Origin of the sequence: Paraneptunicella aestuarii, assembly GCF_019900845.1 — a bacterium.
Taxonomy (GTDB): Bacteria; Pseudomonadota; Gammaproteobacteria; order Enterobacterales; family Alteromonadaceae; genus Paraneptunicella; species Paraneptunicella aestuarii.
Window position 1 is genome coordinate 732,299 of the sequence record NZ_CP074570.1, and the last position, 13,425, is coordinate 745,723.

Here is a 13,425-nt window from a genome sequence, read left to right on the forward strand (position 1 = left end):
CTTACTTCAATTCGAGTGGCTTTTGAGAAGGGGTATCATTGTTTTACTGATACCCTTATCAGCTTTCTTGATTTTATCTTTCTCGATTTTACTAAGCCAAGTCCATCAAGCCTTGCCATTGGTAATAACCCCATAAGCCCAAGCGTCTGAACTGAGCCAGAGGGAAAGGCTTGGGGAAGCGCCAGTAAATGGGTAATTCTGGAACATCCTCTGGAGCTGTGATCAGCTGTGCTAATCGTTTTCCGGCAGTATGAGTAAATGCCACCCCTGAGCCACAGTAACCCATTGCATAGTAAACGTCCGGGTTGTCAGGGAAGCAACCAATGTGTGGTATCTGATCCTGAGACACACTTACCCAACCACTCCAATAATAGTCAATTTGCATATTATCCAATGTGGGGAAGCTATCTTTTAATGCGCCTAGAAGCTTATTTTTGATGCCCTGGCTATCATGATTACTGCCTTTTATCGTGCCGCGGCCACCAAATAACAGGCGATTGTCTGGCAGCAATCGGTAGTAATATTTCAAGGCACGGGTATCCATGCATAACAAGCCGGGTTGTTTGAAGAGCTCTAACTGCTCGTCACTTAAAGGTTGAGTCACCAATACGCTGGAAAGCACCGGGAATTGAATACGATGCAATGCTGGCAATGATTTATTCGGTGTGTAGGCGTTGGTCGCCAGAATAATGTATTTGCTACGCAGCAAGCCCTTCGCGGTTTTTACTTCATAATGAGGGCCGTTGCGCTCGTATGACAATACTGGTGAGTTACAGAAAATCGTACCGCCACTCTTATCAACCAGTTCTGCCATGGCTAATGCCATTTTTAGTGGGTTGATGCCAAAGGAAGAGTTGTTGTACAAACCACCGTGTTGCTTGTTGGTATCCAATAACGAGCTACTTAACTGCTCTTTACTCACCAGTGAAAGATGTTTGCGGTAAGCTTCTGGAAGTTCTTCATATTGTTGTTCAAATAACTGATAAAACTTCTGTTTATGAGCAATTTTCAGGTAGCCGCCCTGAGTGTAATCGACATCCAGTGAATGCTTTTCGATGAAGGCTTTTAATTCTTCTGGTGCGGCATAAAATTCTTTGATGATTTCATCGGCGTCTTCTTCGCCATAGGCTTTTTTTAATGCCCCATAACCCAAACGCCCCGAGCCAGGTAAAGCAAAGCCTGCATTTCTGCCTGCACAGCCCCAGCCAATTTCGTTAGCTTCAAGTAAGCAAACCGCAACGCCTTTCTGGCGTAGTTCCAGCGCTGCGGCAAGCCCTGTGTAGCCGCCACCAATAACCACGACATCGGTTTCTGTCTCCCCTTCAAATTGCGGGAAATTCAATCGTTGTTGCGTGTCAGCAGCCCAAAAGCTGCCGGGATAACCCTGATTAGGGGCTATATTCGAATGAGTTAATGGATCGTACATTAAAATTTAATCATCATTTCCGCAGCTGTACAGGTACAGAACTCTCCACAAACCGGGCAGATATAGCCGTGGCTGTCGTACCAGCCTTGCCAGCGGTTGGGGTGTTCTTTTACCAGCTCGCCACCACATTTTTTGAAATATTTGTACGCACTATTGCCAGGACTGGCAAGCCAAATATGTGCAAGTCCTGCTTTCGCGCCCTGTTTTTTTGCTTGCTCAATAGAGCGTTTAAGTAATTCTGAACCGATTCCCGTACCTCTACAGCGCTCATGAACCGTGTTGCATTTGAAGTAACACACCTGTTCTTTGTCAAAACCCCAAAGCTCAGGCGAACACCACTCATCAATGTCCCATTGTTCTGGTGCCTGGGTCAACCTAAATCCCACTAAATCATCGTCCATGTACGCCACCAAGCTGGCATTGATGCCATGTTTCAAGCTGGCGTTGTAGAGGTATTGAACTTTATCGTTGTCCAGATAGTTGTCGCCATGAACCAGGTTTCCCAGTTCAATTACGGCATCGAAAGCCTCTGGCGTAAAAGGGACAAATCGAATATTGCTTTTATTCTCTTCTGTCATTGATTCGTCTCGAACACTTGCTAATGCCTATACCAATTTAATATTGAGTGCATAGCTTAAATAAAATGAAAACCGGTGGAGTATAGGGATATTCAGGTAGGGTAGCAAATCTCCCATGTGCATTATTTGTATAAAAAGTAAAACAGCAGATGGTGACTCTTGGTTGCGATAAGCATTTTGCTGGGTAATAATGCGGCAAGCACATCCGACCAGTTGGTCGAATTTAATCTAAGAGTTTGTAAAACATGAATTTTGATGAGTTGCTACAGATCGTTGAAAATAGTCCATCTGAACAAAACTTAATGCATATTTCCGGTGTTCCCGACGAATGGTCGCAAGGCCGAACCGTGTTTGGTGGAGCTACTGTAGCGCTTGCTTATCAAGCTATTCGTAAACTGATAGGGTATGAGCGTGTATTGCGCTCTATTAGCGTGAATTTTGTTGGTCCCATTAATGCTGGCGAAGCCTTTGATATTGAGCCTGAAGTGCTCAGAGAAGGACGCAGTGTTACCCATGCAACCGCAAAAATTGTGCAAGACGGCAGAGTAGGGCTGGTTTGTCAGGCTTGTTTTGGTAATAGCCGCGAGTCGAAAATCAAAACCCCTAATATTGAGCGTCATGATATGAATTTGCCCAAAAAAGGCCGGTTCATCCCACAAATTCCTAAAGTGGTTCCCAAGTTTTTACGTCATTTTGAATTGGCATTAGAAAAAGGCATGCCTTTCACTGGCAGTAAAAACAAAGAAGTACATGGTTGGGTACGATTTAAACAGCCGCCTGAAAAAATTTCTGATGCCCATTTACTAGCGATGATCGATGCCTGGCCTCCTACGCTATTACAAATGCTGCGTTGGCCTGCTCCTGCCAGTTCTGTCACCTGGAGTGTGGATTTTGTGCATCCTCACCAACCCATTAAGCCTGATGATTGGTTTGCTTATCAGTCCGACACTCGTCAAGCATCAGGCGGTTATATTCTGGAAGAGGCCAATATCTGGGATATTCATGGTGAGCTGGTAGCTATTAGTCGCCAGACGGTGACCGTGTTTGATTAAGGTCGGCAAGTCAAAGTCTGACAGTTCTTCAGATGTAATGGATTAACAAAATACATGTTCTTTTTATTGTACATATCGAAGAGAAATATCTATACTTGTGCAATTAGTTGTACATATAAGGTGTGTTATGAGAATTGTGTCTTTTACTGAAGCAAGAAATAGCTTGAAGGCCGTATTAGATAACGTTGTGAATGACGCAGATACTACCGTTATTACTCGACGGGATTCAGAGGACGCTGTTGTCATGTCGTTAGATTATTACAACAGTTTGATGGAAACGGTTCACCTTTTGCGTTCTCCTGCTAATGCAGAGCATCTCAACAAATCTATTGCTCAATATAAAGAGGGAAAAACGACCCAGCGAGGGCTTGAAGACGAGAATGGTGCTTGATGACCAGCAGAGTGCTTTCATGGACAGATGAATCTTGGAGCGACTACTTATATTGGCAAACGCAAGATAAGAAAACCTTAAAGAGAATTAACAAGCTCATTCTGGATGTAAAGCGTTCGCCCTTTGACGGGATTGGGAAACCAGAACCACTAAAAGAAAACCTGGCAGGTTTTTGGTCTCGAAGAATTGATGATACCAACCGATTGGTATATGCAGTAGACGATGGCGCAATCACCGTTATTTCTTGTCGTTATCATTATTGACAGAAAGTTGTTGATACAAAGCCGCGATGACAAAAAGCGGTTAAATAAAAACGCCTTCCACTTGGAAGGCGTTTTTGCATTCAGTATAAGAAAACTGATTAGTATTTGTAGCTTTCTGGCTTATATGGGCCTTCTATTGGCACGCCGATGTAGTCAGCTTGTTTTTCAGTTAGAACGGTCAATACGCCGTCGAAACCTTTAACCATGTAGGCTGCAACTTCTTCGTCAAGTTTCTTCGGAAGCACTTCAACACGCATCGCAGCTTTTTTCTGCTCTGGAGTCATGTCAGCAAACTTCTCTTCATACAGGTGAATTTGTGCCAGTACCTGGTTAGAGAAGGAACCGTCCATAATACGTGAAGGGTGACCCGTTGCGTTACCCAGGTTCACCAAACGACCTTCAGACAACAAAATCAGGTTGTCGTTTTCGTCATCGCTACGGTAGATCTTGTGAACTTGAGGTTTGATTTCGTCCCAACGCCAGTTGTCACGCATGAAAGCGGTGTCGATTTCGTTGTCGAAGTGACCGATGTTACAAACAACCGCACCTGATTTGAGAGTGCTCAACATCGCTGAGTCACACACGTTAACGTTACCAGTCGTGGTTACGATAATGTCAGTGCTTTGCAGCAATGGCAGGTTGATGTCTTCTTTCTTACCAGTGTTGATACCACCGTTGTAAGGAGAAACAACTTCGAAGCCGTCCATACATGCTTGCATTGCACAGATTGGGTCGATTTCAGTAACACGAACAATCATGCCTTCTTGACGCAATGAAGCGGCAGAACCCTTACCCACGTCACCATAACCGATAACCAAAGCTTTCTTACCAGACAACAAGTGGTCAGTACCACGCTTGATCGCATCGCTCAAGCTGTGACGGCAACCGTATTTGTTGTCGTTTTTAGATTTAGTTACAGAGTCGTTTACGTTGATCGCTGGTACTTTCAATGTACCTTCTTCCAACATTTCGATCAGACGGTGAACACCCGTAGTGGTTTCTTCAGTGATGCCGTGGATGTTTTCCAGCACTTGAGGGTATTGCTCGTGCAACATAGCAGTCAAATCACCACCATCGTCAAGAACCATGTTGGCATCCCAAGGCTTGCCATCTTTCAGAATTGTTTGCTCAAGGCACCACTCGTATTCTTCTTCAGTTTCGCCTTTCCATGCAAAAACAGGTACACCCGCAGCAGCCATCGCAGCAGCAGCGTGATCCTGAGTAGAGAAAATGTTACAAGAAGACCAACGAACTTCCGCGCCCAAAGCTACCAGAGTTTCAATCAATACTCCGGTTTGGATGGTCATGTGAATACAGCCTAGAATTTTTGCACCGGCAAGAGGTTGTGCGGCACGATATTTTTCACGAATAGCCATCAAAGCAGGCATTTCGCTCTCGGCGATAGTCAGCTCTTTACGACCCCAATTCGCGAGAGAAATATCCGCGACTTTGTAGTCACCATCTTTAGTCATATTTGCTGTGCTCATAGTTTGTTTCCGTCTAATCAATAAAAATTAGTGTAGTTGGCAAGCGTCTTAGCAGCCAGTTATCCGGGATAACACTGTACGTTTTAGTGGAGCAAGGGGATTAAGTTTTTGAAAAATAACTAGTTTTTCATTAAGGTCGGTGTTTGGAAAACGCCAATTACCACTTCCACTGCTAGTTTACCTATACGGTAATTTTGTTGCACACTGTCAAACTTCAAGCACTTTAATTTATCTCGGTCAAATTAGCGACCCCTGAGCAGAAATTTTTCCCAATTTTTTGTGCTTTCAGCTTTCCAACTACCCCATACTGTAGATTCCCGCGCTCATTAATAGCAACATGGCGATGAATACTCCCTGAGTTTGATATATTCCCAAGCGGGCTCGGGCAATATCTCTCACTTGCGGGGCGTTTATTCCGCCACATTTGGGTAATCTGATTTTTTGCATGCCATAATAGGCCGGGCCTCCTAACTGCAAATCTAATGCGCCACCAAACAGTGTCAGCAATAGAGTGTGGCTGGAGACGCTTCCTCGTTGTTTATTCATAGCGGCAAATGCTTTGGAAACATTAACCGCAATAACAAATAACAAGGCACTTAAGCGCACGGGTATCCATTGAAGGATAAAACTTAACCAGGATACCGGACGACCAAAATGTTGATAATGTCTAAGTTTAATATTCCAGGTATGTGACATTTCATAGATGAAGCGATAAATAAGTGCCACCACACCGCCGCCTATCAGATACCAAAAGATAACGCTCATATATTGATAACTAAATCGTAATAACAGGGTTTCTACTGTTGCTTTGCAGATCCCTAGTTCGGAAAGTGCCTCAGTTTCTCTTAGAGTCCAACGGCTTAGCATATTCCTGGCTAATGCTTTTTTCCTTGCTTCCAAGGCTTGCTGAATCTTCTTGCTGCCAGACATTACAGGTTGAAAGCGCAGGGCTATCAGTAGCAATACGCCATCAAAGAAAAATGCATACTCGGCAAAAAACATCACAACCGTTACGATGAATGCAACAGGTAAACTTAGCACTATGATAGCTAAGGTTCCTGAAATACGTTGCTGAGTAGGCGAATTAGATTTGCTGCTATGTACTTTCTTGCCCATCGTTTCTGCCATGCTACGTAGTAATGTCAGAGGATGTGCTTGATCTGGCCAGGCAATGACCTTTTCCAGTAGCATTACCAGAAGCAGGATCAACAAAGGCTGTAATGTTGAGTTGGTTAAGATATCCAGCATCTTGAACTTGGAATTTGATTAGTGTTTAAGGTTGTCGATCATGCCCAGCACTAACTGAGCAGAGTTGCGCCCAGCTTTTTCCAGATAGGTTTGGAATGACATTTGAGAGGTTTTACCTGCAATGTCTGAAAGTGAGCGGATAACAACAAAGGGTGTGTTAAGGGTGTAACAGGCTTGGCCTATGGCTGCTCCTTCCATTTCTACAGCGCTCATTGAGGGAAATAGCTCTCTGATATTGGCAACTGCGTCGTCGCAACCAATAAACGCATCGCCAGTGCCTACTTGTCCGCGTTTAGTTTTAATCTGTTCTAGCGACAAAGCGGCTTGTTCAGCCGCTTCAATCAACGTTAATTCGCACTGATAGGTTTCCGGCATATCGAAAACCTGTCCGGGCGCAAAACCAAAATGGGTTACATCAACATCATGATGGATAACGTTGTCAGCAATGACGATATCTCCAATATCAAGCTCGCTGTCAAAGCCACCTGCTGAACCCGTATTGACCACGAAATCAGGCGAAAAATGATTGATTAATGTGGTGGTTGCCACTGCCGCTGCAACTTTGCCTACGCCAGAGCGCACCAGAACAATATCTGTACCTGATAATTTTCCGGAATAATAGGCGAAAGAACCATGTTTGTGTTCTTCCGAGTGTGTCATCTGTTCTAAAAGCAGCGCGATTTCAGGCTCCATAGCGCCAATAATGCCAATTCTCATGTTGGAGTTCCTGATTTATGACAGACGATTACGAAAATCCTCGTAGGTGAAGCTTCTTACAAGCTGGAAACTGCCATCTTTCTTTAAAATACCAATGGCAGGGTGTTGCACGCCATTAAAGAAGGTGGTTTTTACCATAGTGTAATGGATCATATCTTCGAAAATGATCCTGTCACCAATGCGTAATTCGCGGTCGAAGCTGTATTCACCAATCACGTCACCTGCCAGACATGAATTGCCACCGAGTTTATAAGTGAAGGCTTTTTGGTTCGGTAGACCTGCGTTGGTGATGGCTGGACGATAAGGCATTTCCAGCACGTCGGGCATATGAGCTGTGGCTGAAATATCGAGGATCGCGATTTTGCCATTGTTCTCTACGATATCGACCACTTCTGATACCAGCGGCCCTGTTTGCCATGCAACGGCGGAACCCGGCTCCAAAATAAGTTGAACATGGTATTTTTCGCGGAAGGTTTTCAAGCTTGAGATCAAATGCTCAACATCGTAACCCGCTTTTGTCATCAAATGACCACCACCCAAATTAATCCAGCTCATCTTGGGTAGCCATTTGGCGAATTTTTTCTCAATCGCTTTAATGGTACGTTCGGTGGCGTAAGAGTCGCATTCACATAAATTGTGAATATGCAGGCCGTCAATACCAGACAGGTCACCACCTGCGGCTTCAAAAGCTTCCAGTTCAGAAGCTCTAACGCCTAAACGAGAACCCGGAGCACTGGGATCATACAATTCTGTATCAGCTTCCTGATGTTCTGGGTTAACACGTAATCCCATTGATACACCAGCAGCAGCGACTTGATCTTTATATCGCTGCCACTGACCCAGGCTATTAAACGAGATGTGTTCAACAAGCTTAACCAACTCGTCAATGTCCTGTTGTTTATAAGCTGGCGCGTAGGCATGAACTTCTTTGTTCATTTCCTGACGAGCAAGTTTGGCTTCCCATACCGAACTTGCTGTACAGCCTTGCAAGTATTGCTTAACCAGACCAAAGGTTGACCACATGGAAAAGCCTTTTAGCGCCAGAATAATTTCGGCTCCTGACTCGTTCTGTACTCGTTGCATCAACTGCAAATTGGCTTCCAGTTTGCTTTCTTCACAAACGTAGCAAGGAGAAGGGATCTCCTGACTATTGAATACAGATGCTTTTCCGGCGGCTTGGATCATTGGTCCTGTTACTCTCTCAGCTTATATTTTCAATTGACTTATTTTTTAAACGGGCTGTCGCATTCGATGACATGCCAAGGCAAGCCATGTTCATTCAACATCGCCATGAATGGATCTGGATCGAATTGTTCCATGTTCCAAACGCCTGCTTCATGCCATGTCCCGTTCAGCATTAATGCTGCACCAATCATGGCAGGAACGCCAGTGGTATATGATACCGCTTGTGCGCCAACTTCTTCGTTACACTTGGCATGATCACAGTTGTTGTAGATAAAGATGGTCTTCTCTTTGCCATCTTTAATACCAGTGATGTAAGTACCGATACAGGTTTGGCCTGTATAACCTTCTGCCAACGAACCAGGGTTCGGTAGTACGGCTTTCAGGAATTCCAACGGCACAATTTGCTGACCCTGAAACTCAACAGGTTGAATTGAGGTCATGCCGATGCCTTCCAACACGCGTAAGTGAGTCAGGTAAGCTTCGCCGAAGGTCATCCAGAAACGCGCACGTTTCAAGGTAGGGAAGTGCTTAACCAACGATTCCAATTCTTCGTGGAACATTAGGTAAGAAGCACGAACACCAATGTTTTGGTAATCCAAGTCTTCACGAACGCTTAGTGGATCGGTTTCTTTCCACTCACCATTTTCCCAGAAACGTCCAAGTTGCGTAATTTCACGGATGTTGATTTCAGGGTTGAAGTTAGTGGCGAAAGCCTGACCGTGGTCGCCGCCATTACAGTCAACAATGTCCAGATAGTGGATTTCATCGAAGTAATGCTTGGCTGCGTAAGCGGTATATACGTTGGTTACGCCCGGATCAAAACCGCTGCCTAATAAAGCCATTAAGCCTGCTTCTTTGAATTTGTCCTGATAAGCCCATTGCCATGAGTATTCAAACTTGGCTTCATCTTTCGGTTCGTAGTTGGCTGTATCCAAATAATCAACGCCAGTCTCCAAACAGGCATCCATAATAGGAAGATCCTGATAAGGCAACGCCAGGTTGACCACCAGTTTAGGTTCAACTTTACGAATAAGTTCAGCCACTTGCTTGGCATCATCTGCGTCAACAGCAAATACTTCTTTAATTCGGTCTTTACCAATTTCTTGTTGCAAAGCTTCACACTTGGATACAGTGCGGCTAGCCAAATAGATTTCATCAAAGTATTCAGGTAAACGTGCGCATTTTTTAACTGTTACGGTACTTACACCGCCGGCGCCGATAATTAATACTCTGGACATAGTTCAATTCCTCGTAGAACCTGTGAAAAGTTGCGGAATCCTACCACTAAATTTTGATAGTGCAATAGGCGATAAAAAAACCGACTTTCAAGACAAGCTCAGGTTATTTGTCTGGGTATTATTCTAGCGGAATATTTACCATTTGCGACGGGTAAGGGATTGGATGTTGGGTGTGATAGAAATGGATTTTACCGGAATGTACAGCGCCACAGGATGTGGCCTGTCGGTATAGGTTTTTCCTTGGGACAAATGTGAGTGTGGACGCAAGTGCTGAAGCTATTACATAAGCAACGCTTTGAAATAGCTTCAGCATGAGCGGGTATTGATTACAGGGGATTGCGGGTAAGGACACCTGCAACTTGTCTGTGCATCTTATTCCTGCTAAAAAGTTTGGCATCCTTGCCACGATGAACAATTGGTTGGTTGTTTCAGTTCTTTCAATCGCTTACAGCACTTAAAGCGCGTTATTTCCTGATAAAACTATTTTACTTCGCTGATTATAAAAGCATTTTCTTTATGCTCTTAAGCGGGCTTTCATTTCGCGACGTTTTTTGTGTAAAACTGGCTCGGTATAACCACTCGGTTGACTCATGCCTTCAAAAATCAGCTCGCCCGCAGCCTGATAAGCAATGCTTTGTTCAGGGTTTGGCATCATGGCGATGTATTCAGGATCACCTGCATTTTGTTCATCAACCAGTTGAGCCATTTTTAACATGCTGGCTTCGACCTGCTCTTTGGAAACCATGCCATGACATAACCAGTTGGCAATATGTTGGCTGGAGATACGCAAGGTTGCTCGGTCTTCCATTAGGCCCACGTTGTTGATGTCGGGTACTTTTGAACAGCCAATACCTTGATGTACCCAGCGAACTACGTAGCCAAGAATGCCTTGAACATTGTTATCCAGTTCTTTCTGAATCTCTTCGGCGCTTAAGCTCAAGTTTTCTGGCATTAAAGGGACTTGCAAGATGTCATCAAGACCATCGAAGTCTTCATTCATTAATCCTGTCTGTACTTCTTTTACATCTATCATGTGGTAATGCAGAGCATGTAAGGTGGCTGCTGTGGGTGATGGAACCCATGCGGTATTCGCTCCCGCTTTAGGATGGCCTATTTTGGCTTGCATCATGGCTGCCATATTGTCAGGCTCGGGCCACATGCCCTTACCGATTTGCGCTTTACCACGTAAGCCGGAGGTTAAACCTGTGACAACATTGGCTCGCTCATAAGCCTGGATCCAGGGCATGGTTTTCAATGTCGCTTTAGGAGCAAACGTGCCTTGTAACATTGACGAGTGAATTTCATCGCCTGTGCGATCCAAAAAGCCTGTATTAATGAATACAACGCGGTCTTTAGCGGCATGAATGCAGGCTGCCAGATTCACACTGGTACGTCGTTCTTCATCCATAATGCCCATTTTCAAAGTATTGCGTTCTAGTCCGATTAAATCTTCAATACGTCCGAATAAGGTATTGGCGAAAGCGACTTCTTCTGACCCATGCATTTTAGGCTTAACGATATACACACTGCCTTCACGGCTGTTGCAGAATTTACTGTTATTAAGCAGATCATGTTTGGCTATCAGGCTGGTAATGACGCCGTCCATGATGCCTTCTGGAATGTCTTCTCCGTCTAGTTGAATGGCATCAATGGTCATTAGATGGCCTACGTTACGTATGAACATCAGGCTTCGCCCTGGCAAACTAAATGTTTGACCATCTGCGCCAACATATTCGCGATCCGGGCGCATTTTACGCAATATGGTTTTGCCGTCTTTATTAAGTTCTTGCTTCAATGTGCCTTGCATCAAGCCCAGCCAGTTTTGATACACAAGGACTTTGTCTTCTGCATCAACGGCAGTGACGGAGTCTTCACAATCCATAATGGTGGAAAGAGCGGCTTCAACAACAATGTCTTTTATGTTCGCAGGATCGTCTTTGCCTATGGGGTGCTCATCGTCAAACTGAATTTCAACGTGCAGGCCGTTATGGCAAAGTAGAATGCTTTCCAGATTGTCCAGCTTGCCTTGATAACCCTTGAACAGGCTGGGGGTTTGTAAGCCAACTTGTTCTCCGCTGAGAAGTGTTACTTGCAATTGCTTGTTTACGATATCGTAGGCTTGAGCATCGGCATGGCTGCCTTGAGCTAACGGAAAGGTTTCATCCAGCCAGTTACGAGCATATTCGATAACCTGTTTGCCACGAGCAGGATCGTAGCCGGGCTTAAGGTTAGCCAGAGGCGGCAATACGTCGGTGCCATATAGCGCATCGTATAAACTGCCCCAGCGAGCATTCGCCGCATTCAGTGCGTAACGCGCATTGTTAATGGGCACAACTAATTGAGGCCCGGCCATTGTGGCTAATTCGGCATCAACATTTTGTGTGCCGACATTAAACGGTTGTGGGCGAGGTTCGATATAACCGATATCAGTCAGGAATGATTTGTAATGCGCAGGATCCGGTTGCCCCGGATTAGCTTTAGCATAGCCATCCAACTGTGTTTGAATTCCATCACGCTTGGCAAGTAATGCCTTGTTTATTGGGGCAAGCTCACTTAATAACTGTTCAAAACCTTGCCAAAATTTACCTTGTTCGACACCTGTACCGGGAATAACGTCTTCGTTGACAAAGCGGTAAAGGGAAGGGTGGATCGTTAATCGTCCACTCTGAATGAAGTTTGGCATCACTTGCTCCACTAAAAAAACGGTTTATAGGTATCGTCAGGATTATCTATAAACGAATAACGAATAAAATCTGTCTTCGCCAGTGTAGGTGTTAGGAGCAAGTTTTGTTGAATTTATGATTTTTATTATTGTTATAACTTTTGTGAATGTTTTTGCTCTGAGGCAACTTCAGAGATTAAACGTCTTAGCCAAATATGGCCGGCATCCTGATGTAATAACGAGCTCCAGGCCATTTTCAACCCAATGGGCGGGATATCAAATGGAGGTTCCAATACACAGATAGTAGGATCATCGGCATACATATTGGCAATTTTACTGGGTAGCGTGGCAACCAGGTTTTGTGTTTTCGCAAGTTGCATCGCTACGTGATAGTGGCGGGTAAACACCCTGATATCTCGCTTTTTGCCTATTTTGGTTAACTCAGCGTCTACCCAACCCAGCTTTTGCACTTCTTTTGGGTCGATACCGACACCAACACCAAATCCGGTTTTACTTACCCACACATGCTGACTTTGAGTATAGGTCTCAAGGTTAAAGTGATTAATCAGGGGATTATCTTTGTTGATTACACAGGTAAAGGCGTCGTACCAGATGACTTTTTGATGGAAAGAAAGTGGAAGTTCGTCAAAACGGTTTATCGCCATGTCGACCTTGCCATGTTCTACATCGTGGAACGTGACGTCGCTGGGGGTGATTACATCCAATACTATGTTGGGTGCTTTTTCTCGCAGTGCTTTGAGTAACAGCAGCAGTAAGGTTGATTCAGCATAGTCACTGGCCATAATTCGGAATGTACGGTGGCTTTCTTTCGGATCGAACTCCTGTTCTGGCTGGATCGCATTTTCCAGTTTTCCTAATACGTCCCTAATAACAGGCTGCAATTCCAATGCTCGTTTGGTTGGTGTCATACCTTCACTGGTACGTACCAGAATAGGATCATTGAATAAGTCACGCAGTCGTCTCAGGCCATTACTCATTGCAGGTTGGGTAATGCTTAATCTGTTTGCCGCTTTTGTAACGCTTCCTTCTCGTAATAGTACGTCCAGGTAAACCAGTAGATTCAAGTCGATTTTATTGATATTCATAATCGTGATGTCGGCAATTAGATTTATAAATTTATTGAATTGTAACTTGTCGAACTAGACTTGTCATCGACG

At 44.5% G+C, this 13,425-nt stretch carries 12 protein-coding genes; 3 read left to right on the forward strand and 9 right to left on the reverse strand.

The features are described from left to right. Nucleotides 1-91: 91 nt before the first annotated feature. Together KIH87_RS03105 and KIH87_RS03110 are read right to left on the reverse strand one after the other, a co-directional pair. Entirely contained in the window at nucleotides 92-1,426 is a 1,335-nt protein-coding gene (locus KIH87_RS03105; RefSeq protein ID WP_232360077.1) for an NAD(P)/FAD-dependent oxidoreductase, read from the reverse strand. Beyond that, nucleotides 1,426-2,004 carry a GNAT family N-acetyltransferase gene (locus KIH87_RS03110; protein WP_232360078.1) on the reverse strand — a complete coding sequence of 193 codons (579 nt, stop codon included), beginning with the start codon at nucleotides 2,002-2,004 and terminating at the stop codon, nucleotides 1,426-1,428. The genes KIH87_RS03105 and KIH87_RS03110 overlap by 1 nt, the downstream gene beginning before the upstream one ends. A gap of 245 nt (nucleotides 2,005-2,249) precedes the next feature. Here KIH87_RS03110 and KIH87_RS03115 point away from each other — a divergent pair, with 245 nt between their 5' ends. From KIH87_RS03115 to KIH87_RS03125, 3 genes are all read left to right on the forward strand, one after another. Then, nucleotides 2,250-3,056 (forward strand): acyl-CoA thioesterase, encoded by an 807-nt coding sequence (locus tag KIH87_RS03115; protein WP_232360079.1) that lies wholly within the window; start codon nucleotides 2,250-2,252, stop codon nucleotides 3,054-3,056. Between the two features lie 127 nt (nucleotides 3,057-3,183). Continuing rightward, nucleotides 3,184-3,447, forward strand: a complete 264-nt coding sequence (locus KIH87_RS03120) for a type II toxin-antitoxin system Phd/YefM family antitoxin (protein ID WP_232360080.1) — start codon at nucleotides 3,184-3,186, stop codon at nucleotides 3,445-3,447. Further along, nucleotides 3,447-3,710, forward strand: coding sequence for a Txe/YoeB family addiction module toxin (locus KIH87_RS03125; protein ID WP_232360081.1), 264 nt, complete (start codon nucleotides 3,447-3,449; stop codon nucleotides 3,708-3,710). Before KIH87_RS03120 ends, KIH87_RS03125 begins: the two co-directional genes overlap by 1 nt. Before the next feature lie 98 nt (nucleotides 3,711-3,808). Here the strand turns inward: KIH87_RS03125 and ahcY are convergent, their stop codons facing one another. The 7 genes from ahcY to KIH87_RS03160 form a co-directional block, all read right to left on the reverse strand. Next, the gene (gene ahcY, locus KIH87_RS03130) at nucleotides 3,809-5,197 is read right to left on the reverse strand and encodes an adenosylhomocysteinase (protein WP_332460725.1); all 1,389 of its coding nucleotides are present in this window, start codon (nucleotides 5,195-5,197) and stop codon (nucleotides 3,809-3,811) included. Between the two features lie 297 nt (nucleotides 5,198-5,494). Then, entirely contained in the window at nucleotides 5,495-6,445 is a 951-nt protein-coding gene (locus KIH87_RS03135) for a cobalamin biosynthesis protein CobD/CbiB (RefSeq protein WP_232360082.1), read from the reverse strand. Nucleotides 6,446-6,463: 18 nt separating this feature from the next. Further along, nucleotides 6,464-7,162 carry a 5'-methylthioadenosine/adenosylhomocysteine nucleosidase gene (locus tag KIH87_RS03140; protein WP_232360083.1) on the reverse strand — a complete coding sequence of 233 codons (699 nt, stop codon included), beginning with the start codon at nucleotides 7,160-7,162 and terminating at the stop codon, nucleotides 6,464-6,466. A 15-nt stretch (nucleotides 7,163-7,177) separates the two neighbouring features. After that, a complete protein-coding gene (gene nspC, locus KIH87_RS03145) occupies nucleotides 7,178-8,347 on the reverse strand; it encodes a carboxynorspermidine decarboxylase (RefSeq protein WP_232360084.1) in 1,170 nt (389 codons plus the stop codon). Between the two features lie 38 nt (nucleotides 8,348-8,385). Next, nucleotides 8,386-9,585, reverse strand: a complete 1,200-nt coding sequence (locus tag KIH87_RS03150) for a saccharopine dehydrogenase family protein (protein WP_232360085.1) — start codon at nucleotides 9,583-9,585, stop codon at nucleotides 8,386-8,388. Nucleotides 9,586-10,099: 514 nt separating this feature from the next. Continuing rightward, nucleotides 10,100-12,268, reverse strand: coding sequence for a malate synthase G (locus tag KIH87_RS03155; RefSeq protein ID WP_232360086.1), 2,169 nt, complete (start codon nucleotides 12,266-12,268; stop codon nucleotides 10,100-10,102). Between the two features lie 131 nt (nucleotides 12,269-12,399). After that, nucleotides 12,400-13,353 carry a LysR family transcriptional regulator gene (locus KIH87_RS03160; RefSeq protein ID WP_232360087.1) on the reverse strand — a complete coding sequence of 318 codons (954 nt, stop codon included), beginning with the start codon at nucleotides 13,351-13,353 and terminating at the stop codon, nucleotides 12,400-12,402. Between the last annotated feature and the right edge of the window lie 72 nt (nucleotides 13,354-13,425).